The organism is Bacillus sp. IT-79MI2 (assembly GCF_949768135.1).
In the GTDB taxonomy this organism is placed as follows: domain Bacteria; phylum Bacillota; class Bacilli; order Bacillales; family Bacillaceae_G; genus Bacillus_A; species Bacillus_A pseudomycoides.
Window position 1 is genome coordinate 22,781 of the sequence record NZ_CATKPV010000062.1, and the last position, 24,615, is coordinate 47,395.

21 protein-coding genes and 4 tRNA genes are annotated in these 24,615 nt (G+C 35.7%); 23 read left to right on the forward strand and 2 right to left on the reverse strand.

Going from position 1 to position 24,615, the window contains the following annotated elements; genetic code table 11:
- The first annotated feature begins 7 nt into the window (after nt 1-7).
- The 19 genes from rpsR (at nt 8) to ACM6HU_RS13885 (ending at nt 16,431) form a co-directional block, all read left to right on the forward strand.
- Nucleotides 8-241: a 30S ribosomal protein S18 gene (gene rpsR / locus ACM6HU_RS13795; RefSeq protein ID WP_000918874.1), complete on the forward strand. Its 234-nt coding sequence runs from the start codon at nt 8-10 to the stop codon at nt 239-241.
- Between the two features lie 80 nt (nt 242-321).
- Nucleotides 322-1,260 (forward strand): YybS family protein, encoded by a 939-nt coding sequence (locus ACM6HU_RS13800; RefSeq protein WP_088094027.1) that lies wholly within the window; start codon nt 322-324, stop codon nt 1,258-1,260.
- A gap of 355 nt (nt 1,261-1,615) precedes the next feature.
- On the forward strand, nt 1,616-3,589 hold the full coding sequence (locus tag ACM6HU_RS13805; RefSeq protein ID WP_016112817.1) for a DHH family phosphoesterase: 1,974 nt from the start codon (nt 1,616-1,618) through the stop codon (nt 3,587-3,589).
- Entirely contained in the window at nt 3,586-4,032 is a 447-nt protein-coding gene (rplI, locus tag ACM6HU_RS13810) for a 50S ribosomal protein L9 (protein ID WP_016112816.1), read from the forward strand. The genes ACM6HU_RS13805 and rplI overlap by 4 nt, the downstream gene beginning before the upstream one ends.
- A 27-nt stretch (nt 4,033-4,059) precedes the next feature.
- Nucleotides 4,060-5,421, forward strand: coding sequence for a replicative DNA helicase (dnaB, locus tag ACM6HU_RS13815; RefSeq protein ID WP_016112815.1), 1,362 nt, complete (start codon nt 4,060-4,062; stop codon nt 5,419-5,421).
- Nucleotides 5,422-5,636: 215 nt separating this feature from the next.
- Nucleotides 5,637-6,926, forward strand: coding sequence for an adenylosuccinate synthase (locus ACM6HU_RS13820; protein WP_016112814.1), 1,290 nt, complete (start codon nt 5,637-5,639; stop codon nt 6,924-6,926).
- 152 nt (nt 6,927-7,078) lie between these two features.
- Nucleotides 7,079-7,154: transfer RNA gene (locus ACM6HU_RS13825), tRNA-Lys, on the forward strand.
- A gap of 13 nt (nt 7,155-7,167) precedes the next feature.
- A tRNA-Glu gene (locus ACM6HU_RS13830) sits at nt 7,168-7,239 on the forward strand.
- A gap of 21 nt (nt 7,240-7,260) precedes the next feature.
- Nucleotides 7,261-7,336 (forward strand) — tRNA-Asp (locus ACM6HU_RS13835).
- A gap of 42 nt (nt 7,337-7,378) precedes the next feature.
- Nucleotides 7,379-7,451: transfer RNA gene (locus ACM6HU_RS13840), tRNA-Phe, on the forward strand.
- Nucleotides 7,452-7,736: 285 nt separating this feature from the next.
- Complete coding sequence (gene walR, locus ACM6HU_RS13845) at nt 7,737-8,444, forward strand: cell wall metabolism DNA-binding response regulator WalR (RefSeq protein ID WP_000971870.1); 708 nt, start codon at nt 7,737-7,739, stop codon at nt 8,442-8,444.
- A gap of 3 nt (nt 8,445-8,447) precedes the next feature.
- On the forward strand, nt 8,448-10,283 hold the full coding sequence (walK, locus tag ACM6HU_RS13850) for a cell wall metabolism sensor histidine kinase WalK (RefSeq protein WP_016112813.1): 1,836 nt from the start codon (nt 8,448-8,450) through the stop codon (nt 10,281-10,283).
- Nucleotides 10,280-11,668, forward strand: coding sequence for a YycH family regulatory protein (locus ACM6HU_RS13855; protein WP_414848226.1), 1,389 nt, complete (start codon nt 10,280-10,282; stop codon nt 11,666-11,668). Before walK ends, ACM6HU_RS13855 begins: the two co-directional genes overlap by 4 nt.
- Nucleotides 11,649-12,470 carry a two-component system regulatory protein YycI gene (locus tag ACM6HU_RS13860; RefSeq protein WP_016112811.1) on the forward strand — a complete coding sequence of 274 codons (822 nt, stop codon included), beginning with the start codon at nt 11,649-11,651 and terminating at the stop codon, nt 12,468-12,470. The genes ACM6HU_RS13855 and ACM6HU_RS13860 overlap by 20 nt, the downstream gene beginning before the upstream one ends.
- A 6-nt stretch (nt 12,471-12,476) precedes the next feature.
- Entirely contained in the window at nt 12,477-13,271 is a 795-nt protein-coding gene (locus ACM6HU_RS13865; RefSeq protein WP_003202558.1) for an MBL fold metallo-hydrolase, read from the forward strand.
- Nucleotides 13,272-13,334: 63 nt separating this feature from the next.
- Nucleotides 13,335-14,519 (forward strand): S1C family serine protease, encoded by a 1,185-nt coding sequence (locus ACM6HU_RS13870; RefSeq protein WP_016112810.1) that lies wholly within the window; start codon nt 13,335-13,337, stop codon nt 14,517-14,519.
- 55 nt (nt 14,520-14,574) lie between these two features.
- Complete coding sequence (locus ACM6HU_RS13875; RefSeq protein WP_016112809.1) at nt 14,575-14,760, forward strand: CxxH/CxxC protein; 186 nt, start codon at nt 14,575-14,577, stop codon at nt 14,758-14,760.
- A gap of 59 nt (nt 14,761-14,819) precedes the next feature.
- Nucleotides 14,820-15,299 (forward strand): 23S rRNA (pseudouridine(1915)-N(3))-methyltransferase RlmH, encoded by a 480-nt coding sequence (rlmH, locus tag ACM6HU_RS13880; protein ID WP_077294286.1) that lies wholly within the window; start codon nt 14,820-14,822, stop codon nt 15,297-15,299.
- 253 nt (nt 15,300-15,552) lie between these two features.
- Nucleotides 15,553-16,431, forward strand: coding sequence for a radical SAM/SPASM domain-containing protein (locus tag ACM6HU_RS13885; RefSeq protein ID WP_016112807.1), 879 nt, complete (start codon nt 15,553-15,555; stop codon nt 16,429-16,431).
- Nucleotides 16,432-16,527: 96 nt separating this feature from the next.
- Here ACM6HU_RS13885 and guaC read toward each other — a convergent pair whose 3' ends face one another.
- Both guaC and ACM6HU_RS13895 read right to left on the reverse strand, forming a co-directional pair.
- On the reverse strand, nt 16,528-17,511 hold the full coding sequence (gene guaC / locus ACM6HU_RS13890; RefSeq protein ID WP_016112806.1) for a GMP reductase: 984 nt from the start codon (nt 17,509-17,511) through the stop codon (nt 16,528-16,530).
- A 298-nt stretch (nt 17,512-17,809) separates the two neighbouring features.
- Nucleotides 17,810-18,883 carry a DctP family TRAP transporter solute-binding subunit gene (locus tag ACM6HU_RS13895; RefSeq protein WP_016112805.1) on the reverse strand — a complete coding sequence of 358 codons (1,074 nt, stop codon included), beginning with the start codon at nt 18,881-18,883 and terminating at the stop codon, nt 17,810-17,812.
- 87 nt (nt 18,884-18,970) lie between these two features.
- On the opposite strand from ACM6HU_RS13895, the gene ACM6HU_RS13900 reads away from it, so the two are divergent.
- The 4 genes from ACM6HU_RS13900 to ACM6HU_RS13915 all read left to right on the forward strand — a co-directional run bounded on the left by ACM6HU_RS13900 (nt 18,971) and on the right by ACM6HU_RS13915 (nt 24,370).
- On the forward strand, nt 18,971-20,572 hold the full coding sequence (locus ACM6HU_RS13900) for a sensor histidine kinase (protein ID WP_016112804.1): 1,602 nt from the start codon (nt 18,971-18,973) through the stop codon (nt 20,570-20,572).
- Nucleotides 20,562-21,260, forward strand: coding sequence for a response regulator (locus ACM6HU_RS13905; protein WP_016112803.1), 699 nt, complete (start codon nt 20,562-20,564; stop codon nt 21,258-21,260). The genes ACM6HU_RS13900 and ACM6HU_RS13905 overlap by 11 nt, the downstream gene beginning before the upstream one ends.
- 126 nt (nt 21,261-21,386) lie before the next feature.
- Nucleotides 21,387-22,670 (forward strand): C4-dicarboxylate transporter DctP, encoded by a 1,284-nt coding sequence (dctP, locus tag ACM6HU_RS13910; protein ID WP_016112802.1) that lies wholly within the window; start codon nt 21,387-21,389, stop codon nt 22,668-22,670.
- 437 nt (nt 22,671-23,107) lie between these two features.
- Nucleotides 23,108-24,370: a hypothetical protein gene (locus ACM6HU_RS13915; RefSeq protein ID WP_016112800.1), complete on the forward strand. Its 1,263-nt coding sequence runs from the start codon at nt 23,108-23,110 to the stop codon at nt 24,368-24,370.
- The last annotated feature ends 245 nt before the right edge of the window (nt 24,371-24,615 follow it).

Consider the following 24,615-nt stretch of genomic DNA (forward strand, 5'->3'; position numbering starts at 1 on the left):
AATAGACATGGCAGGACGCAAAGGTGGACGTGCGAAACGTCGTAAGGTGTGTTTCTTCACATCTAACGGCATCACTCGCATTGACTATAAAGATGTTGATTTATTGAAACGTTTCGTTTCTGAGCGTGGTAAAATTTTACCTCGTCGTGTAACAGGAACAAGCGCAAAATACCAACGCAAACTTACAGTTGCAATTAAACGTGCTCGTCAAATGGCACTTTTACCATATGTTGGTGAATAATAGCGTATGAAATGCACAGTAGAGTCCGACTCTACTGTGCATTTTGCTATGCTTTTCTTTTTAGAAATAGGAGGTAAAAGATGAAACGTACAAGGCTTATTACAGAAGGGGCAGTTTTGTTAGCTGTATATGCAGTTTTACTTTTAACATTCTTGTATGTACCTGTTATAAGTATGATTGCAATATTTGCACTTCCATTGCCTTTTCTATTGTTTATGGTAAGGTATCCGTTTTCTAGTACATGTATGCTGTTTGGAGCATCGATTCTTGTTACTATCATTATTAGTTCGCCACTTAGTCTTGTGAATACATTCATGTCAGGCATAATAGGCATCTCTTTAGGATATATGTATAAGAAGAAAAAAGGACCAGCAGAAATATTATTGGTAGGAACGCTTGTATATTTGCTTAATTTTGTACTAGTTTATGTAGCGAGTATACAATTTTTCAACATAGATTTTCTTAAGGAAATGCAAGATATGTTCAAACAAGGAATGGAACAAAGTGAAAAAATAATGAAGGCAGCAGGTGCGCCAATTAGCCAAGAGCAAAAAGATTTATTAGGGCAATTTAGTGATATGCTTCGAATTCTTCTGCCAAGTTTGCTTGTAATGGTTTCTTTAATATATTCTTGGATTACAGTATTAATAGCGGGGAATGTTTTAAAGAGATTAAAGTATACGATAGAGCCATGGCCTAAGTTTAGGGATATGCGATTGCCAAAAAGCATTGTCTGGTATTATGTAGTATGTATTTTACTTTCAACATTTATGAAGGTGGAATCAGATTCATATGTATATATGGCATTTTCTAATCTATATGCCATCTTTTCATTGCTGCTCCTATTCCAAGGTTTTTCATTTATAGCCTTCTTTGCGCATGTAAAAGGTTATGCAAAAGCGATCCCTATTCTCAGTTTTATCATATGTATGATTATTCCAATGTTGTTTCCACTAGTAACAATCTTAGGTATAATTGATTTAGGCTTTTCGTTACGTTCTAAAATACAACCAAAATAAGTGACAACGAGAGATGAGATCAGATCAATGAAACTTCCATCACCAATCGTACTTTTAGGTTTTTGGCATATAAGTCACTGCTATGAAAACTGTACTCATTATCTCGCTTTGTTTTCACTTGGCATGGGGCGGGGAGAGGATCTGACCGCTACTATGCATGGGCGGAGGCGCTCTTCCACCTAAAAAGAAGGATTTTATGCCGGTTTTTCAATTTGTATTTATATAAAAGTTTATTATGTGACGGAAGCTTTTAATGGGAGCTTAACTTGGAGGCTTTTAATCTGTTCAACTAACCGCTAATGGAAATTGAATGATTTCCTATTTGTGTTAGTTTTACTTTATAGGAGTTGGGTACATGCCTGAATTTTATAAGAGACAGCGGTTTTTATATCCTGTTTATGTATTAGCTTTTTTTATGCTTGTGCTTATTACCATTCTCGGTTATTTGCATTGGATAATGGGAATGGCCGCTTTTTTTATTTTTTGTATTGTTCTCTTTTTTGTAATTCGATTTGAGCTAGCCTTTCAGAGGAATTTTGAAAAGTATACAACGGATATGATTACAAGAGTAAAGAAAGTGAGTAATGAAGCGTTTAATCAAATGCCAATTGGTATTTTGTTATACAATAAGGATTATGGAATTGATTGGGCAAATCCTTATTTGTCTTCTTGCTTGGGGCAACACTCTTTAGCGGGATGGCATTTGTATGATGTATCAGAAACATTACTCCTCTTTATTAAAGGAGAAACTGCGGATGATATTGTATCTTTAAATAATCGTAAGTTTCGTGTGTTTGTAAGGAAAGAAGAAAAGTTAATTTATTTCTTCGATGTAACAGAGCAAACAGAAATTGAAAAAATGTATGAGGATCAGCGTACAGTTCTCGCGATTATTTATTTGGACAACTATGATGAAGTTACACAAGGTTTGGATGACCAATTGCGTACGAACATCACGAGTCTTGTGACATCACGTCTAAATGAGTGGGCTATCAAATACGGTGCATATTTAAAACGAGCTTCTTCAGAGAGATTCTTTGTTGTGTTAAATGAAAGTATTCTGGCACAAATGGAGAAAGGAAAGTTTGATATTTTAGATCAAGTGCGTGAAGAAACATCAAAACGAAATATTCCACTTACATTAAGTATTGGCGTAGGATCAGGCGACTTATCTTTATCAGAGCTTGGTGCGATGGCACAATCGGGTTTAGATCTTGCTTTAGGGCGAGGTGGAGATCAAGTTGCGATTAAACAAGCGACAGGTAAAGTGAAATTTTATGGTGGCAAGACAAATCCAGTGGAAAAACGCACGCGTGTACGTGCACGGGTTATCTCTCATGCATTAAAAGATTTAGTATTAGAGAGCAGTAATGTTATTATAATGGGTCATAGAGCTCCTGATATGGATGCGATTGGGGCGGCCATTGGAATTTTAAAAGTAGCACAGTTGAATGAGCGTGAAGGGTACATTGTACTAGACGAGAATGATTCTGATAAGGGTATTAAACGTTTAATGGATAAGGTAAAGCAAAATGAGGATTTATGGTCTCGTTTTATTACACCACAGCAGGCTATGGAATTTGTAACAGACGATTCATTGCTTGTCGTTGTTGATACGCACAAACCATCAATGGTGATGGAAGAAAAGCTTTTGCATAAGATTGAAAATGTAGTTGTGATTGATCATCATCGCCGCGGTGAGGAATTTATTGAGGATCCTCTTCTTGTGTACATGGAGCCATATGCGTCTTCGACAGCTGAACTTGTCACGGAACTTCTTGAATATCAGCCGAAACGTTTGAAAATGACAATGTTAGAAGCTACAGCATTACTTGCAGGGATTATAGTCGATACGAAAAGCTTTACATTCCGGACAGGCGCCCGTACATTTGATGCGGCTTCTTATCTGCGTTCGCATGGAGCGGATACGGTTCTTGTACAAGAATTGTTAAAAGAAGATATGAGGCAATATTTACGAGTTGCAAAAACGATTCAAAATGCGTACATTTATAAAAATGGAATTGCAATTGCCAAAGTAGACGGCGATGAATATTATGATCAAGTATTAATCGCACAATCAGCTGATACGTTGCTGACAATGACAGGAGTAATCGCATCTTTTGTCATTGCAAAACGTGGGGAAAGCTTCATCGGGATTAGTGGGCGTTCTTTAGGTGAAGTGAACGTGCAACTAATTATGGAAAATCTAGGTGGCGGCGGACATTTAACGAATGCAGCTACACAAATGAAAAATGTAACAGTAGATGAAGCTCAAGATAAACTTCAATTTGTTATTGATGACTATTTACAGGGAGGCACACAATCATGAAGGTAATTTTTCTAAAAGACGTAAAAGGTAAAGGGAAAAAAGGAGAAATAAAGAACGTACCAGATGGTTATGCAAATAACTTCTTACTAAAACAAGGATTAGCTGCGGAAGCAACAAATAGCAGCATGAAAACGTTAGAAGCACAAAAACGTAAAGAAGAAAAAGATGCAGCGGCTGAACTTGAGAATGCGAAAGAGTTAAAAGAAACTCTAGAGAAATTAACTGTAGAATTAAAAGCGAAGTCTGGTGAAGGTGGTCGTTTATTTGGTTCTATTACAAGTAAACAAATTGTAGATGCGATGCAAAAAGCACATAATATTAAGCTTGATAAACGTAAGTTTGAAATGGACGATGCAATTCGTACATTAGGATATACAAATGTAATTGTAAAATTACATCCACAAGTAACAGCGACAGTAAAAGTTCATGTTAGTGAACAATAAAAATAAGTTAGGCAAGGAGGATTGCGCATGAGTGATGTATTTGCTGATCGTACCCCTCCGCATAATATAGAGGCTGAGCAAGCGGTTTTAGGGGCGATATTTCTTGATCAGGATGCGTTAACTGCAGCTTCAGAACTGCTAATGCCTGAATCTTTCTATCGAACAGCACACCAAAAGATTTTTGAAGTTATGCTTAAGCTATCTGATAAAGGAGAACCTATTGATTTAGTTACCGCAACATCAGCGCTTGCTGATCAAGGGTTGTTAGAAGAAGTTGGTGGTGTTTCTTATTTAGCTGAATTAGCGGAAGCTGTTCCGACAGCTGCTAACGTAGAGTATTATGCACGTATTATTGCAGAAAAAGCACTTTTGCGTCGTTTGATTCGAACAGCAACTCACATTGTATCAGATGGTTATGAACGCGAAGATGATGTAGAAGGCTTGCTAAATGAAGCGGAGAAAAAAATATTAGAAGTATCACATCAAACAAATGCAAAAGCATTCCAAAATATTAAGGATGTTCTTGTAGATGCTTATGATAAAATTGAACTTTTGCATAATCAAAAAGGTGAAGTTACAGGGATACCAACTGGGTTTACTGAATTAGATAAGATGACAGCGGGATTTCAGCGTAACGATTTAATCATTGTGGCAGCCCGTCCTTCGGTGGGAAAAACGGCATTTTCACTGAATATCGCGCAGAATGTGGCAACTAAAACAGATGAAAATGTAGCAATTTTTAGTTTGGAGATGGGTGCTGATCAGCTTGTTATGCGTATGCTTTGTGCAGAAGGAAATATTGATGCACAAAGGCTTCGTACTGGCTCGTTAACTTCAGATGATTGGGCAAAGTTGACAATGGCGATGGGAAGTCTTTCGAATGCTGGAATATATATTGATGATACGCCGGGAATTCGAGTTAGTGAAATTCGTGCGAAATGCCGCAGATTAAAGCAAGAACAGGGACTTGGAATGATTTTAATCGATTACTTACAGCTTATTCAAGGTAGTGGGAAATCTGGTGAAAACCGTCAGCAGGAAGTATCTGAAATTTCCCGTACATTAAAAGGAATCGCACGTGAGCTACAAGTGCCTGTTATTGCCTTATCTCAGCTGTCTCGTGGTGTTGAATCCCGTCAAGATAAACGTCCGATGATGTCTGATATTCGTGAATCAGGAAGTATTGAGCAGGATGCCGACATTGTGGCGTTCTTGTATCGTGAAGATTACTATGATCGTGAAACGGAAAATAAAAACACGATTGAAATTATCATTGCAAAGCAACGTAATGGCCCGGTAGGTTCTGTAGAGCTCGCATTTGTGAAGGAATTTAATAAATTCGTAAACTTAGAGCGTCGTTTTGACGATGGACATGCACCACCGGCATAGCGGAAGTATAAAAAAGAAACACATTTCTTATAATAAGATGTGTTTCTTTTTTTATGAACAAAAGATAAGGTTTTCATCATGTGAATAAAGAATTCTTACGAACGAAAAAGATAAAAGATAAAAAAATGTTCGTTTTTAAATTGACTTCTCTTTTCATTTTGGTACAATTATATTGTTTGAAAAGTTCGTTTGAAAATTGCGGAGGTGCTTGAATAATGTCTTCAGTAGTAGTTGTAGGAACACAGTGGGGCGATGAAGGAAAAGGTAAAATTACTGATTTCCTTTCTGAACATGCGGAAGTAGTTGCAAGATATCAAGGTGGGAACAACGCAGGACATACAATTGTTTTCGGCGGTGTTAAGTATAAACTACACTTAATTCCATCTGGTATTTTCTATAAAGAAAAAATTTGTGTTATCGGAAACGGTATGGTAGTAGATCCAAAAGCATTACTTGTAGAATTAAAATACTTACATGATCGTGGTGTAAGCACTGATAATTTACGTATTAGTAACCGTGCGCACGTTATTTTACCTTATCACTTAAAACAAGATGAGTTAGAAGAAGAGCGTAAAGGTGATAACAAAATCGGTACAACGAAAAAAGGTATTGGTCCAGCATACATGGATAAAGCTGCTCGCGTTGGTATTCGTATGGCTGATCTTTTAGATCGTGAAGCATTTAAAGAAAAGCTTGAACGCAATTTAGCAGAAAAAAATCGTCTATTTGAAAAAATGTATGATGCAGAAGGCTTTAACGCAGATGAAATCTTTGAAGAGTACTTTGAATATGGTCAAAGAATCGCGCAACACGTATGCGATACATCTGTTGTATTAAATGATGCGTTAGATGAAGGACGCCGCGTATTATTTGAAGGTGCACAAGGCGTAATGCTTGATATTGATCAAGGTACGTATCCATTCGTTACATCTTCTAACCCAGTTGCTGGTGGTGTAACAATCGGTTCTGGAGTTGGTCCTTCTAAAATCAATCGTGTAGTAGGTGTATGTAAAGCATATACAAGCCGTGTTGGTGACGGTCCATTCCCTACTGAACTTCATGATGAAACTGGTCATCAAATTCGTGAAGTTGGTCGTGAATATGGTACAACAACTGGTCGTCCACGTCGCGTAGGTTGGTTTGATAGTGTTGTTGTAAGACACGCACGCCGCGTTAGTGGTTTAACAGATTTATCTTTAAATTCTATCGACGTATTAACAGGTATTCCAACTGTGAAAATCTGTATCGCATATAAATATAATGGAGAAGTTCTGGATGAAGTTCCAGCAAACTTAAACATTTTAGCAAAATGTGAACCAGTATATGAAGAACTTCCAGGCTGGACAGAAGATATTACAGGTGTAAAAACATTAGCTGAACTTCCTGAAAATGCAAGACATTATGTAGAGCGTGTGTCTCAATTAACAGGTATCCAATTATCTATGTTCTCTGTTGGTCCAGATCGTAATCAAACAAACATCGTTCGTAACGTATACGGTGGTTAATTGATATAAAATTGGTTTATTTAAGAAAAAACTCATGTAAACATGAGTTTTTTCTTATCTTGTATAAAAAAATATAAAAAGGTATTGCAAAAACAAAAGCCATTATGTTATGATAACTCTTGTCGTCACGAAAATATGACGTTGGTGAGTATGAGCCATTAGCTCAGTTGGTAGAGCATCTGACTTTTAATCAGAGGGTCGAAGGTTCGAGTCCTTCATGGCTCACCATTTTATTTTTCGTGGCCCGTTGGTCAAGTGGTTAAGACACCGCCCTTTCACGGCGGTAACACGGGTTCGAATCCCGTACGGGTCATGTCTTTTATATATGTTTTGTGGTCCCGTGGTGTAGTGGTTAACATGCCTGCCTGTCACGCAGGAGATCGCCGGTTCGACCCCGGTCGGGACCGCCACTTTTGTTTATACCACCATTAGTGGTTTTATATATATGTTTTGGCTCGGTAGCTCAGTCGGTAGAGCAGAGGACTGAAAATCCTCGTGTCGGCGGTTCGATTCCGTCCCGAGCCACTCTCAGGATATTAAGTGGGCCCACTTAATATCCTTTTTATATTGTTCAATTTTACAAATGAGAGTAGTTATTTTACAATAGAATGAGGAGCCTCTAGCAGTTGAAGCTAGAGGTTTTTCTATAGATTGTATAGTGTTCCACTTATATGTGGATCATACGTGATTCTATGAGAATAGAGGAGAAAATACTCAAACAAAGGCTGTGAATGTTTGATTATACGCTATACAGATAGCTGTGCACGTTTGAGGATGATTGACCATATTTTTATTAGGAGGAAACAAATAATGATGGGAAAGAAAATCTTAGTCGTTGATGATGAGAAACCGATTGCAGATATTTTGAAATTTAACTTAGAAAAAGAAGGTTTTGAAATTGTGATGGCGCATGATGGTGACGAAGCTATTGAGAAGGCAAATGAGGAACAACCAGATATGGTTTTATTGGATATTATGTTACCAGGGAAAGATGGGTTAGAGGTTTGTCGTGAAATACGAAAAAGCTCTGAAATGCCAATCATTATGCTAACTGCAAAAGATTCTGAAATCGATAAAGTATTGGGATTAGAGCTTGGAGCAGATGATTATGTAACAAAACCATTTAGTACGCGTGAATTATTAGCACGTGTAAAAGCAAACTTGCGTCGTCATCAACAAGGTGGCTCAGCTGAAAAAGAAGAAAATACAGAAATGGTTATTGGGCCAATTGTGATTAATCCAAATGCGTACAGTGTAACGAAAAGAGAAGAAAGCATTGAACTTACACATCGTGAATTTGAATTACTTCATTATTTGGCGAAGCATTTAGGACAAGTTATGACGCGTGAGCATTTATTACAAACGGTTTGGGGCTACGATTATTTTGGAGATGTACGTACAGTAGATGTAACAGTACGCCGTTTACGTGAAAAAATTGAAGATAACCCAAGTCACCCAACTTTAATTGTAACAAGACGTGGGGTGGGGTATTACTTGCGTGATCCAGAGCAGGAATAGTATATGAAGAAAGTTGGTTTTTTTCAATCGATTCATTTAAAGTTTGTGCTCATCTATATGCTATTAATTTTGATAGCAATGCAGGTTATTGGTGTATATTTTGTTCGTGAACTTGAGAAGAGTCTCGTACAAAGTTTTAAGGATTCATTAACACAACAAACGAATTTACTGTCTTATAATTTGAAGCAAGAGTTTGCAAAAGAGCGTGAAAAAACAGATCCCCCTTTAGAAAATGCGATTAAAACATCAATTACTGACTTTGCATCAGACCGGAAAAAGGATATTCAAGAAGTACGTGTGATTGACCCAAACAGGCGTTTATTAGCAATATCTAATTCATCTAAGCAAGGTATGGTAGGGAAAACAATAACAGACATAACAGTGCAAAGGGCTATTGTACAAAAAAAGGCTGAAGGAAAGATTGAGAAAGATGGAAATACTGGTCGTCGTGTCCAAGTTATGGCTACCCCAATTGAAGGAGAGAAGGGGAAAATAATTGGTGTCATTCACATCGTTGCTTCTATGGAAGATGTTTATAAGCAGATGAAGGATATCAATCAAATTTTTGCAACGGGGACAGTGATTGCTTTATTAGTAACAGCAGTTCTAGGAATTTTATTAGCTCAAACAATTACAAGACCAATTTCAGATATGCGAAGACAAGCAATTGAAATGGCGAAGGGAAATTACTCCCGTAAGGTAAAAGTACACAGTCATGATGAAATTGGTCAATTAGCACTAGCGTTTAATAATTTATCAAAAAAATTACAACAAGCACGTTCTTCGACTGAAAGTGAAAGACGTAAGCTTTCGTCTGTTTTATCTCATATGACAGATGGTGTAATTGCTACTGATCGAAAAGGGGACATTATTTTATTAAATGATCCGGCAGAAAAGATGTTAAACGTTTCACGTGAAACGGCATTAGATCAGTCTGTTTTAGAAGTGCTAGGCATTCAAGAGGAATTTACACTCGATCATCTATATGAAGAACCAGATTCTGTTTTATTAGATTTCAGTACGCGAAATGAACCGTATATCTTGAGAGCTAGTTTTTCTGTTATTCAAAAGGAAACAGGTAAAGCAAATGGTTTAATCGCTGTGTTGTATGATGTAACAGAACAAGAGCGAATTGACCGTGAGCGCCGTGAGTTTGTAGCAAATGTATCACATGAACTACGGACGCCGTTAACAACGATGCGTAGTTATTTAGAGGCACTTAGTGATGGTGCATGGCAAGATCCGAATATCGCACCGCAATTTTTAACAGTTACACAAGAAGAAACGGAAAGAATGATTCGACTTGTGAATGCCTTGTTACAATTATCTAAATTAGATAGTACAGAACATCGTTTAATGAAAGAATGGGTAGATTTTACAGATTTCTTTAACAATGTTATCGATCGCTTTGAAATGTCGAAGGACCAAAATGTAATTTTCAAGCGTTCATTCTCTAAGAAATCTCGATTCATTGATATGGATGCTGATAAAATTACACAGGTTTTATATAACATTATTTCGAATGCTTTAAAATATTCCCCTGAAGGTGGAACAGTAACATATCGCCTGCGCGATCGAGAGGATATGTTAGAAATTAGTGTGAGTGACCAAGGAATGGGTATTCCAAAAGAAAATGTAGAGAAGATTTTCGAACGTTTTTATCGTGTGGATAAGGCGCGTTCTAGACAGATGGGTGGAACAGGTCTAGGTTTAGCTATCGCTAAGGAAATGATTGAGGCGCATGGTGGATCTATTTGGGCGAAAAGTGAAGAAGGGAAAGGGACAACCATTTATTTCACCCTTCCAATGGCGAAGGAAGAAGAGGACGATTGGGAATGAATATGGAAAACTTTAAAACCATTGTTCTCATTAACTTAGTTGTCATTAGTCTGTTTCTTACTTTTAATTTATGGACTTATGTACCTGATTCGAATTCATTGCAGAGTACAAAATTTGTTCAAGGTAACGCAGCAGCACTGAAAAAAGATATTTCAAATGTAATTGTCCCATCTTCTATGATTGTTCATAAGGATAACAAGCATTTTGTAAGTGAAAAGAAAAATAATATTAATTTATTATATACTTTTATTCAAAAAGGGGAATTGCACGATTTTAAGGATATCACGAACTCTATCTCTAAAAGTGATTTCCTCACTTATGTGCATGGGGAAGGCAAGATTGAAATTGTCTTTCCAACAGAGATTCCATTTGATGCGATTAGGGGCGTATTAACAATTAAAGATAAGAAATTGGACATGTTTAATTTTGATCGTATTGTTGTCGATCCTTCTAAAAGTCGTGATCAAAATATTGATGTGAATTTCGTTTCTTATAGCACTCCTCGTAAAGTGTACAAAATGACATTAACAGGTGTGAATCTAAGGGACATTATAAATGCACAAAATCAATTTTTAGCTGTAGCAAGACCGTATTTTGCTTATGAAATAAATGATACGAAAAATGATACGAAAAAAATATTTTTACCAGATGGTTCAACAGAAGTGCAAGATTTATTATATATGACACAAGACCTGCCTGTAGAATCATTTAAAAATGCACTATTTAGTGATCCGCGTTATGTACAGCCCATTTCTAATGAAAGGGAGGATACATATACAGATGGCATTCGTCTTATGCAAATAAACAAACAGGATCGGATGCTAGAGTATACTAATTCATCTGTATCTGGTGGTGCACCTATGAATGGGGGTGCACCTATGAATGGTACCCTTCTTATGCAGCGGAGTTTTGAATTTGTTAATAGTCATACTGGATTAACTGATGCTTATCGATTTGACTATATAAATTCTAAAGGGACAACCAAATTCCGTTTGTATGAAGAAGATTTGCCAGTATTTAACCGAGAAGGAATGACCGAATTAAAGCAAGTATGGGGATCAGAAGAATTAATTAATTATAGACGCCCGTTATTTGAGTTGAGAATTTTTCCAGGTGAAGATATAAAAACAACTCTTCCAGCGGGTTGGACGGTTATACAATCTCTAGAAAAAAATTCAAATATAAATAAAAAATTAATCCAGAACATTGGAATAGGCTATAAAATAGTACCAGAGATTGAGCTGAATGGAACAAACGGACAAGTTACAAATAGAGACTTAAGAAACTTAAAGCCAATTTGGTATGTAATTTATGGTGAAGATCATCAAGTATTTGAGTGGAATGAAGAGAAGGAGGGAGAGCTGATTGGACTGGAATCGGATTAAAACAATATTTATTGTTACCTTTTTTATTTTAGACCTCTTTCTCGTTTTTCAATTCATTCACAAACAAGATAGTAACCAATTAGAGCTCATGGCAGAAACAAAGGTTGATCAGCAGTTAAAAGATGATAAAATTACCATTGGTGATTTCCCAAAAGAACCAAAGAAAGATTCCTTTATTACAGCGAAAAATAAGGAATTTAAAGAAGAAGATATCCGCTCTTTAAAAAACCAAACAGTTACTTTACGAGATTTAAACACAATTGGAAGTAAATTAAAGGAACCATTGTTAAATGCAAAAACACTTTCTAAAGATAAATATAGTGAGTTCTTGAAAAACTATGTGCTAGATGGTCAGAAATATGAGTTTGGTAAAGCGGAAGGAACGAAAATCTATTTCTTTCAAAAGTATAAAGATAAACCTATCTTTTATAATGATCATGGGATGATTGTTGTGGATGTAAATGAGAAAGGTGAATTTATTTCGTATACACAAACAATGTTAACTGATTTAAAAGAGATGAGTGAGAATGAAAAAGCAAAAGAGCAAGAGATTATTACCGCTCAAACAGCTTTAGAAAATTTATACTTTAAGACTGGAATAAAACAAAATACACATTTTAAAGAAGCACAGATTGGATATGCAACTCTTGTAGCATCTTCTGCTTCTAATATACAGGTGCTTGCTCCGACATGGAATTTAAAAACAGATCGAAAAGTAGATTATTTTGTGAATGCCATTGAGGGACAAGTTATTAAGTTAGGGAAAGAAAAGGAAAATGAAAAAGAAAAAATAATGGAGTGAGCAGAAATGAGTTTGCATTTTAGTGTACTTGCAAGCGGCAGTACAGGAAATGCGCTATATGTAGGGACCGAGAAACAAAAATTGCTCATTGATGCAGGCTTGAGTGGAAAAGCGACAGAAGCCCTATTTCAGCAAGCTGAATTGGATATCCAAGATATATCAGGTATTCTTGTCACACATGAGCATAGTGATCATATTAAAGGTCTCGGCGTTTTAGCACGTAAATATCAGTTACCTGTGTATGCAAATGAAAAAACGTGGAGCGCTATGGAACATTTAATTGGTAACATTCCAACTGATCAAAAATTTGTTTTCTCAATTGGTGATGTGAAAACATTTGGAGATATTGAAGTGGAATCATTTGGCGTTTCTCATGATGCGGCAGAGCCAATGTTTTATGCATTTCATCATAATGGTAGAAAATTGGCCCTTATTACAGATACAGGTTATGTAAGTGATCGTATGAAAGGTATCATTAAAGGAGCAAACGCATTTGTGTTTGAAAGTAATCACGATGTTGAAATGCTTCGTATGGGACGTTATCCATGGAGTATAAAACGACGCATTTTAAGCGATGTGGGTCATGTTTCTAATGAAGATGCAGCACTTGCAATGGCTGATGTTATTACAGATGAGACGAAACACATTTATTTAGCGCATTTGAGCTTAGATAATAATATGAAAGAACTAGCACATATGTCTGTTGCACAGGTGCTAGAGGAAAAAGGTTTTGCAGTTGGAGAAGCGTTTGAGGTACATGATACGGATCCAAAGGCACCAACGAAAATTCAATACGTATAATTCTCGATTTTAGTAAACAATAAAGGGGAATATAGTTGTTTTCGGGAGGATTGGTGAACAAGTATGTCCTTTATTGATGAAGAGAAATTTCGTATGAAACGAACAGGTAAAAAGAAGCACAAAGGTATCGTTATTTCTAGCATAGCAGGAACAATCGTAGGGGCTTCATTGTTTGCATTTGGAGCTCCTTTATTTTCTGAATCTGAAACTGGCCCCCTGCAGCAAGCTGAGGCAAGTGGAGAGAATATGGTAGTAAAGCAATCACAAACAGCGAATCATTCTGGTTTTGTAGATGCTGTTGATCGTGCATCGGAAGCCGTTGTTGGTGTAATAAACATCCAACGTGATAATTTTTCAGAAGCAGATTCAGAAGCTGGAACAGGATCAGGCGTCATTTATAAGAAAATAAATGGTCATGCTTACATTGTAACAAACCATCATGTTGTTTCAGGAGCGAATCGTATTGAGGTGAGCTTAAGTGATGGAAAAAAGGTTCCTGGTAAAATATTAGGTAGCGATGTAGTTACAGATTTAGCTGTTCTAGAAATAGATGCAAAACCAGTTAAGAAAGTAATTGAAATTGGTGATTCTAATACAGTTCGTCGAGGTGAAGCAGTCATTGCAATTGGAAACCCACTTGGATTACAATTCTCAGGAACTGTTACACAAGGAATTATTTCTGCAAATGAGAGAATTGTTCCTGTAGACTTAGATCAAGATGGGCATTATGATTGGCAAGTAGAAGTACTGCAAACAGATGCAGCTATTAACCCAGGGAATAGTGGCGGTGCACTTGTAAATGTAGCAGGACAACTTGTTGGAATTAATTCGATGAAAATTGCGGCGAAAGAAGTAGAAGGAATTGGGCTTGCCATCCCTGTTACGAGAGCAGTTCCTGTTATGAATGAACTTGAAAAGTATGGGAAAGTAAAACGTCCTTATGTTGGAATTGAACTGAGATCTCTAAATGAAATTCCGAATTATTACTGGTCTAAAACGCTGCATTTACCAGGAAATGTAACAGATGGTGTCTGCATTTTAGATGTGAAAAGCCCATCGCCTGGTGCAGATGCAGGACTTAGGGAACATGATGTAATTATAGCTGTTGATGGAAAACCAATACATGATATTATTGGATTCCGAACGGTATTATATAATAAAAAGATTGACGATAAAATGACTTTGACATTTTATCGTGGTACAAAACGAGCAACAACAACGGTGAAATTAAGCAGTCAAAATTATTAAGAAAACAGGAGGACAGCCCTCCTGTTTTCTATTGTGAAAAAGTGAGGTGAAAAATATGAAGTTACCTTGTTGTTTAGAACATGTAGAATTAGCGTTGGATATCATTGTGGATGAGTGTGAAGTAGCACCGGCTATCAACAGTGTGGATAACTCAGAAAAAGAACAAAAAACATGTGAATTTTGTCAAAACAAGGCGACATATGTTGTATCGAACACAGATTCTCACACAATATGTGGATGATGATTGTGGATATGTGGATAAGTTTTGTGGATAACGTGTTTGTAAGGTGGGGAATACGTGTGAATATCTCGATTATTTCAATCGGAAAATTAAAAGAAAAATATTTAAAACAAGGTATTGCAGAATACTTAAAACGATTATCTGCGTATGCAAAAGTAGAAGTTATTGAATTGCCGGATGAAAAAGCACCGGAAAATTTAAGTGAAGCAGAAATGCTAATTGTAAAAGAGAAAGAAGGAATACGAATACTAGATAAAATTTCAGATGATACACATGTTATTGCATTAGCAATCGAAGGAAAACAAAAGTCATCAGAAGAATTTGCAGCGAGTCTTGATCATCTTGCTACATATGGAAAAAGTAAAGTGGCATTTATCATTGGGGGATCACTCGGGCTTAGCTCGGAAGTGATGAAGCGCTCTAACGAATCACTTTCATTCTCAAAAATGACATTACCGCATCAGCTGATGAGATTAGTACTTTTAGAGCAAGTATATCGGGCTTTTCGGATTAATCGTGGTGAACCTTACCATAAGTGAATAAGATATATATGAATTAAAAAATGTGGATTTTGAAATTTTATGTTGTAATAATCGTATAGTATCTAGTATGCGAATAGTAGAAGGCCATCAGAGATAAGGTTCTGGTGGTCTTCTACATATTTTCTAAATAAAAATGGTAACAATTGTTTCCTTGAATAAGTATGTTTTCATTTATGAGAAATTATGCTGTAATAGTGATAGAACGATATTTCATCCTGTTCTAAGTAGTCAAAGAAGTGGGGAATTGAGGTTGAAAAAGTTTAAGAAGTTTTATTTAGAGATTACTAGTGTATGTAATCTTGCATGTAGCTTTTGTCCGCCAACAGAACGACAGAAGCAATTTCTTTCTGTGGAGGATTTTTCTAAGAGATTAGACCAAATTAAACCTCACACGGACTACATTTATTTACATGTAAAAGGTGAGCCGTTGCTCCATCCTAAAATAGATCAATTGTTAGACTTAAGTCATGAAAAAGGGTTTAAGGTTAATATTACAACCAACGGAACGTTAATTAATAAAAAGAGGCATAAATTATTAAATAAACCTGCACTAAGACAGATGAATTTTTCACTTCATAGTTTCGATGGTCATCCAGGATCTGAAGATAAAGAAGGGTATGTAAGAAGCATACTTTCCTTTATTAAAGAAGCAACGAATCAATCGGAATTAATTGTTTCGCTGAGACTATGGAATCTTACGCAAGACAATAAGACAAATCTTGAAATACAGCGAAACAGAAATTTATTAGAAATTATTGAGAAAGAATTTGATTTACCATATAAAATTGAAGAGAAGATTACACCAGGAAGTGGTGTGAAGATTGCGGATCGCATCTTTATTAACCAAGATTACGAATTTCAGTGGCCGGCATTGCATGAAGAAGAAGACGACGGGAAAGGCTTCTGTCATGGTCTTCGAAATCAAGCAGGTATTTTAGCAAACGGGACTGTTATTCCTTGTTGTTTAGATGGTGAGGGAATCATTAACCTTGGAAATATTAATGAGGCATCATTCTCCGAGATTATCGAAAGGGATAGAGCCCAAAATCTTGTAGATGGATTTTCACGTAGAGTGGCTGTAGAGGAACTATGTAGAAAGTGCGGATATCGTAAGAGGTTTGGAAAATAGAGAGATAATAAAAAAATGAGCAAGTACGAAATAAAGTACCTTGCTCATTTTTTATATAATAATCAATACTTATTACATTTAAAGGGTAAATAAAGCTTAATATACTTTATCACCATTAAAGATTGAGTTTTTCACGATAACATAATCTACAGTACGAATTGCATCTAATTTCGTTCCACCAGCATAAGAAATAGAGGACTGAAGATCTTGTTCCATTTCGATCAATGTATCTTCTAAAGACCCTTTATGTTCGACAAACATTTTTTTGCCTTCCACGTTTTTCTTTTCGCCTTTTTGGAATTCGGAAGCTGACCCAAAGTATTCTTTATAGAGCTTCCCATCTCTTTCAATTGTTTCTCCTGGAGATTCTTCATGGCCAGCAAATAATGAACCAATCATAACCATAGTTGCCCCAAATCTAATTGATTTAGCTACATCACCATGGGTACGGATGCCTCCGTCAGCAATAATCGGTTTGCTTGCTGCTTTTGCACACCAACGAAGTGCAGCTAATTGCCAGCCACCAGTTCCAAATCCTGTTTTAATTTTTGTAATACATACTTTACCAGGTCCGATTCCTACTTTTGTTGCGTCAGCACCAGCATTTTCTAGCTCTCTTACTGCTTCTGGAGTTCCAACATTTCCTGCAATAACAAAGCTTTCAGGTAAATGTTTTTTAATATGTTGAATCATTTTTATTACCGCATTGGAATGCCCATGTGCGATATCTATCGTAATATATTCAGGAGAAAGCTGTTCAGCAGCTAATTGTTGTACAAATTCATACTCTTCTTCTTTCACACCAACACTAATAGATGCGATTAATCCACGAGAGTGCATATCTTTAATGAAAGAGATACGCTTTTCTGGCTCAAAACGATGCATTATATAGAAATATTTATTTTCCGCTAAATATACAGCAATTTTTTCATCTATAATTGTTTGCATATTTGCAGGTACGACAGGTAATTTAAATGTATGTTTTCCTAAAGTTACACTTGTATCACACTCAGAACGGCTATTTACTATACATTTTGCCGGAATTAATTGAATATCTTCATAGTCGAATACGTTTTCCATCGTTTACACCTCTAAATACGAATATTTTATATACCAGTTTAAAAAATGTTCGCCCAAAAGATAATGTACATTATTTTTTTCATTAAGTCAAAGATTTTAGTTGATATTTAGCAAATGTAGGGACGAAATTCAAAGGAATAACAAGTAATGCCGAATTAAATAGTTTATATATATCTATATTGTTCGTTTTTTGGACAAGTATATTATAAAAATTTAATCGATAGTAATGAAATAATATTTCGGAATATCATAGTGAAATAACAAAAAAGCAGGGTGCTAAAAATACCCTGCTTTTTTGTTATTTATTATCTTCAAGAAATTGATATTTCTTTTTCAATTTTTTTAAATCATTTACCAAATTCTCTCCGATTGTGGGGGCAAGATCTTCGTATATAGGAGAGAGTACCCGTTCCCATTCTTTCCTTTGTGCATCAGTTAGCTCATGAATTTGGATGGATGAATTTTGTTTAATAAGCTCAAGTTGTTTTTCGTTCATTTGGATGGACTGACGATTATTCCAGTCAGTCGTTTCTTTCATTGCTTCAAGTAATATTTTCTTCGTTTTTTCGGTTTGTTGATTCCAAGTTTTTTGATCCATCATGACAACATAGCCTAAGTACCCATGATTACTAATTGTCAAATAGTTTTGAACGTTATAAAATTTCTTGGAGTAGATATTTGAAATAGTATTTTCTTCGCCATCAACTTTACCTGTTTCAATTAATTTATATGTAGAATTAAATGAATCTTGATGTGCACCAACTTTTAATAAATCAAATTGAGATTGGATAACATCACTTTGCATAATGCGAAAGGATTGTCCTTTTATATCTTCAGGTGTATAGATAGGCCCCTTATTCGAAGTAATTTGCTTAAAGCCATTTGACCAATGGGCAAGCCCTTTAATGTTGTCTTTTTGTAAGGACTGAAGTAATTGTTCGCCAATTTTTCCGTTTAAGCCTTCTTGAATGGCTTCATAATTTGGAAAGGCAAATGGAAGGTCTAATACACCCCATTCGTGAGATAGCATTCCAAGCTTTGAGGTAGAGGGAGCAATAAAATGAACTTGCCCAGCTTTTAAAGCGCGGATTTCTTCTATATCAGAATACAGGCTCCCGTTTGGGAAAATTTCTATTTTTATAGTTCCGTTTGATTTCTCATTAACAAGCTCGGCAAATTTGCTAGCAGCAAGCCCTTTAGGTGTATTTTCTGCTACAACATGACTAAATTTGAAAACAATTTGTTTTTTCAACCCTTCTTGGTCATCGTCATAAGCAAGTTCACCTTGAGAAAAAAGACTTTGAAAACCTATAAATAAAGCATTAGTAATTAAAAAGATGAAAAGGAGTATAAAAGTAACTATTTTTTTCATCTTAAACCTCCTCTTGGGTTGTTAATGTAAGCATACCGAGAAGATTTTTATTCGTAAAGATGCTTTTAGAGGAAAGGGGAACAAACAGTGAAACAATTGCCCATCCGCTGGAAAATTACGATTTTATCCTATGCAGTAGTTATTTTTTCATTACTGATAGGTGGAATTGTTATCATCGCAAATATTCAACAAAAAGAAGAAAAAGAATTAAGAATTAGATCTATGAATACGGCGCGGACAGTGGCAGAATTATCAGATGTAAAGAGATCCCTTCAGGAAACAACAGGGTGGTTTACATTGAATCCAGCTATTGAAAATATCCGGGTTATTAATGAAACAGACTATATAGTAGTAATGAATATGGAGCGAATTCGATATTCTCATCCCGTAAAAGAAATGATTGGGAGGCCATCAAAAGGGACGGATGAAGAACCGGCATTTGCAGAACATATTTATTTTTCAAAAGCCAAAGGAGAGATAGGTACTGTAATTCGTGCCTTTATGCCTATTAAAGATCAAAACTTAAATCAAATTGGTGTTGTTGTTGTTGGAAATAAAGTCCCGAATTTTTGGGAGATTATGCTGGGATTAGCAGAAGAGATTATTTTTATTGTCATATTAACTTTAATTTTTGGATTGATTGGTTCATTGATGCTTGCCAATCATATTAAAAAACAGATGTTTCAGTTAGAACCTTATGAAATTAAACGAATGTTAGAAGAACGAACAGCAACCTTTCATTCGATTAATGAGGGTGTGATTGCAATTGATAATCAAGAGATTATTACCATTTTTAATGAAAAAGCAAAGCAGGTTTTTCATGTAGATGGAAATGTTGTAGGGAGTCCCATTCGTGCAGTTTTAAAGGATACGAGACTTCCAGAAATCGTGGAGAGGAATCAGCCAGTATACAATGAAGAGATAAAAGTAAGTGGAAAGGTAATTTTAAGTAATCGTATACCAATCAAGAAAGATAATGAATTAATTGGAGCTGTGGCAATCTTTCAAGATCGTACAGAGGTTACAAAGCTCGCAGAGGAATTAACAGGAGTGAAAACATTTGTAGAGGCACTTCGTGTACAAAGCCACGAGCATATGAACAAACTTCATACAATAGCAGGTTTAATTCAGCTAGGTAAAGCTGATAAAGCATTACAACTTGCTTTCCACACTTCAGAAGAACAGGGGAGTGTAACAAACTTTTTAAATGAAACGATTAAAAATGATGCGATTGCCGGTCTCCTCCTGAGCAAAGTAAGCCGGGGTAAGGAATTAGGGATACAAGTTATAATTGACCAAAATAGTTATTTAGAAGTATTTCCTTATCAACTGGATCAACATGATTTCGTTGTATTACTAGGTAACTTAATCGAAAATGCGTTTGGATCATTTGAGCAAACTGAGATAGAGAATAAAAGAATTGATATTAGTATTGAGCAGTCAGAAGATGTATGTGCAATATTGATTGAGGATAATGGATGCGGCATAAAAGAGGAGCATTTACCAAGAGTGTATGAGAAAGGATTTACTGTGAATAAAATGAGTGGGACAGGTTATGGACTTTTTCTAGTAAAGCAAATTGTTGAAAAGGGGAGAGGGGAAATTAGTGTTTCATCTTTTCAAGGTGAAGGAACTTCTTTTATCATTACTTTTCCAATGGAGATGGAGGCGGAATTGTATGAAATATAAAGAGGAAATCAAAGTACTATTGGTTGAAGACGATCCGATGGTTCAAGAAGTAAATAAAGAATTCATTAGAAGTGTAAAGGGATTTCAAGTAGTAGCCGTCGCTAACAATGGCGAGGAGGGGATTAACCTTGTCCAAAAAATGAATCCAGATCTCGTTATTTTAGATATTTTTATGCCGAAAAAGGACGGTATTAAGGTATTACAGGAATTTAGAAAACAAGAGTTAGAAGCAGATGTAATCGTTGTTTCTGCTGCAAAAGATAGGGAAACAATTAAACTCATGCTTCAAAACGGAGCGATGGATTATATTATTAAGCCATTTAAGTTATACCGAATTCAGCAAGCTTTAGAAAAATATCGACAATATAGAATGAGTCTGAAGGAATCTGGGGCGATTTCACAGGAACAGCTGGATTTATTATTATATTCTGGGCGTTCTAAAAAAGCAGCAAACAATTTGCCAAAGGGATTAAATGAATTTACATTGAATGAAATTGAAGAGTATGTAAAAAAACAAGATGAACCTCGTTCTGCAGAAGAGGTAGCCAGTGCAATTGGGATAGCCAGAGTTACCGCGCGGCGATACTTAGATTATTTAGAAAAAAAGGGGTTGATTCATTTAGCAGTTCAATATGGAGGGGTTGGAAGACCAATTAATCGCTATGTGTACCGTGAAGTAAAAAAGTAAGACCAAAATGACCAAAATATTCGTTATGACCATAAACTTCTCACCTTTGATTGAAAACGCTATCATTATATAAAACATAGGGATGGTAAAGTTTTCAAAAATGAAACAGTGGGAGGAGAAGTGAAGGTGAAACGACTGTTCAAAAATTTAACTTTTCAAGTATTAACGGCCATTGCACTCGGCGTATTAGTTGGGCTTATGTGGCCAAGTGTTGGGAAAGAAATGAAGCCGATAGGCGATACGTTTATTAATGCTGTAAAAATGGTCATCGCACCAATTATTTTCTTAACAATTGTACTTGGTATTGCCAAAATGGGAGATATGAAGAAGGTTGGTAAGGTCGGTGGAAAAGCTTTTATTTATTTTGAGGTTGTGACAACATTTGCACTTATTGTTGGGTTAATCGTTGTAAATGTTATGAAGCCAGGTTCAGGCCTTAATTTTAATGAACTTGCAAAAGGAGATGTATCTAAATATACACAAGGTGGGGGACAGGGTATTAATTGGATTGATTTTGTTACTCATATTGTTCCTTCTAATATGGTTGATGCGTTTGCAAAGGGTGATATTTTACAAGTATTATTCTTTTCTATTTTATTTGGGATTGGGCTAGCTGCTCTTGGAGAAAAAGGAAATTCGGTGATTGATTTCTTAGACAAACTTTCACACGTATTCTTTAAAATTATTGGTTATGTAATGAAGGCAGCGCCGCTTGGGGCATTTGGTGCTATGGCATATACAATCGGTCATTTTGGGCTTGCTTCACTTGTACCACTTGGAAAATTGATGATGTCAGTGTATATAACGATGTTCCTATTCGTATTTGTTGTCTTAAATATTGTTTGTAAGATATATGGGTTTAGCTTATGGAATTATTTGAAGTTTATTCGAGATGAAATACTAATCGTATTAGGAACAAGTTCTTCGGAATCCGTACTTCCGAGAATGATGAATAAGATGGAGCGATATGGCTGTTCAAAATCTGTTGTTGGCCTTGTTATTCCGACGGGCTATTCTTTTAACCTTGATGGTACATCCATTTATTTATCCATGGCAGTTGTCTTTTTAGCACAAGTATTTGGTGTTGATTTAACAATCGGACAGCAAATTACTATTATTTTAGTACTTATGTTAACGTCTAAAGGAGCTGCTGGTGTAACAGGAAGCGGATTTATCGTGTTAGCTTCTACGTTAGCGGCACTAAAGGTTATTCCTTTAGAAGGATTAGCATTACTTCTTGGTGTCGATCGTTTTATGAGTGAGGGAAGAGCAATTGTAAACTTAATTGGAAATGGAATTGCTACAATCGTTGTTGCAAAGAGCGAAAATGAGTTTGATGAAATGAAGCATGCAGAAGCAGTTTCCGGTATGAAGGTGTTAAAAGAGACAAAGGCAGGGGAAGCTGTATAAATATCGGAATTATTCTAATGCAAGATAAAGTTTCTTATCTGGATATAATGTATGGGAATTTAAAGGGACATAAATCGATAAATAAAAAGGGTCTATCTACTCTAGGGGGGAGAAAAGCCCTTTTTTATTTATTTTTCTATTTTTGGATAGTAAGACCCTTGCCTCAAGATTCAGAGGAAACACGAGGAAGGTAGGGGGAAGGAGGAATATCTATAAAAATCTGATTGGTTCAACTAATAATTAGCGGGAAATGAAACCCCTATTGGTTAGTATTTCAATCTATAAGAATTATTAAATATAAATAACAGGATATTGATAATTCCATTATTTATTTCGATTGGCAAAAATTGACGTTATTTGCATCGTATGATATCATTTGAAATTGTGATTTTAATTAATAATATTGAGATGAAATATAAAAAATGAGGAGGGGAAATATGGATTCATTAAGCAGTAGAAAAAGTGGCTTTCGCTTAAAAAATTTAAGCTGGCTTCATTTCTATTTCCTTATATTAATTGTGTTTTCGTTTTTAATACGTATATATTTAGCTTCAAACTTACCAGGGTTTCTTGGTGATCAAAACTTTTTTGTTAACTGGATGGAAACTGTTGGAAAGTATGGGTTAGCCGATGTTTATGCATACGGTGACGGTGTAAATTATCCACCATTCTTTTTAGCACTTTTAGGTATATATGGAAAAGTGCTAGCTGCTTTTAATTTACAAGCAGTAGCTGGTGATGTTTTAGTTCGTTTACCACCTATTTTATTTGATATAGTGGCTATAATTATCTTGGCTATAGCTTCTAAAAAAATAGCAAATCCTTTTATAAGAGCGATATTGGTAACATTTTTGGCATTAAATCCTGCAGTATTACTAGATGGACCTATTTGGGGTCAAATAGACATGTTACATGCTATACTAATGGTTTGCTCAATATTATTACTTGTTTCTAATCCGCTATTATCTGGTGCTATTTTTGCTATAGCATTACTAGCAAAATTTCAATCTATTGTAATTGCTCCTGTTTTTGCTATTTATTTCCTAAAGGTAATGTGGGAAAAAAGGGAATTTAAACAACTGTTTAAATATATACTTGGATTTTGTATACCGCTCGTAATAATCGGGGCCTATTTTGCAGTTCATGGTACATTGTATGCTATGTTACAGCACGGATATTTAAGTGCAGTAGGAACTTTTCCAACTGTAACTTTAAATGCAATGAATATTTGGTATTATATAATTGGAACTACACCTGATGTAAGTGACTCAATTATTATCTTGCCACATTTAAGTTTAAAGAGGGTTGGAGTATTGATTCTAGCCGCAGCAGTATTGTTGGCATGGCTGTATGTTTTCTTTAACCGTAAATGCAGTACAGTGGTGCTATTGAAAGCTTCAACATTCATATGTTTTGCATTTTATATGTTACCTACTCAAATGCATGAGAGATATAGTTTCCCAACGCTAATTTTTGTGATATTTGTATTATTATATGATATAAAATGGACAGGCATAACCCTTGGATTAACCTTTGCAATCTCTTTAAATTTAATGTTTGTTCTTTATTCACGTGAGAATAATATGGCAATGTTCATAGCAACATTAAACTGTTTTGTATTTTATTCTATGGGTAAAGCATTATTAAAAGATTATAGTGATGACATAGAATCCTTAGTGAGCAAATACAACAAAGAGTAATTTTATATTTTTGCTACTGTATTTTTAAATATCGAGTACGGTAATGGGTGTAAGAAGGGGAGTAGAGAATCTGAAGGGATTCTCTTTTTTTGATGCGCCCAGTATGCGTCTATTCTCTAGAGTTCAAGTCTCGAATCGCGAAGGCAGTAAGTAGTAGCAGTTAGCTTAAGACAAGGGTATCCATGGTGACGCGGTGGTAAATCTCCGGTCCGAGGAACATGAATTTCCACTGAATGGGATTTCCA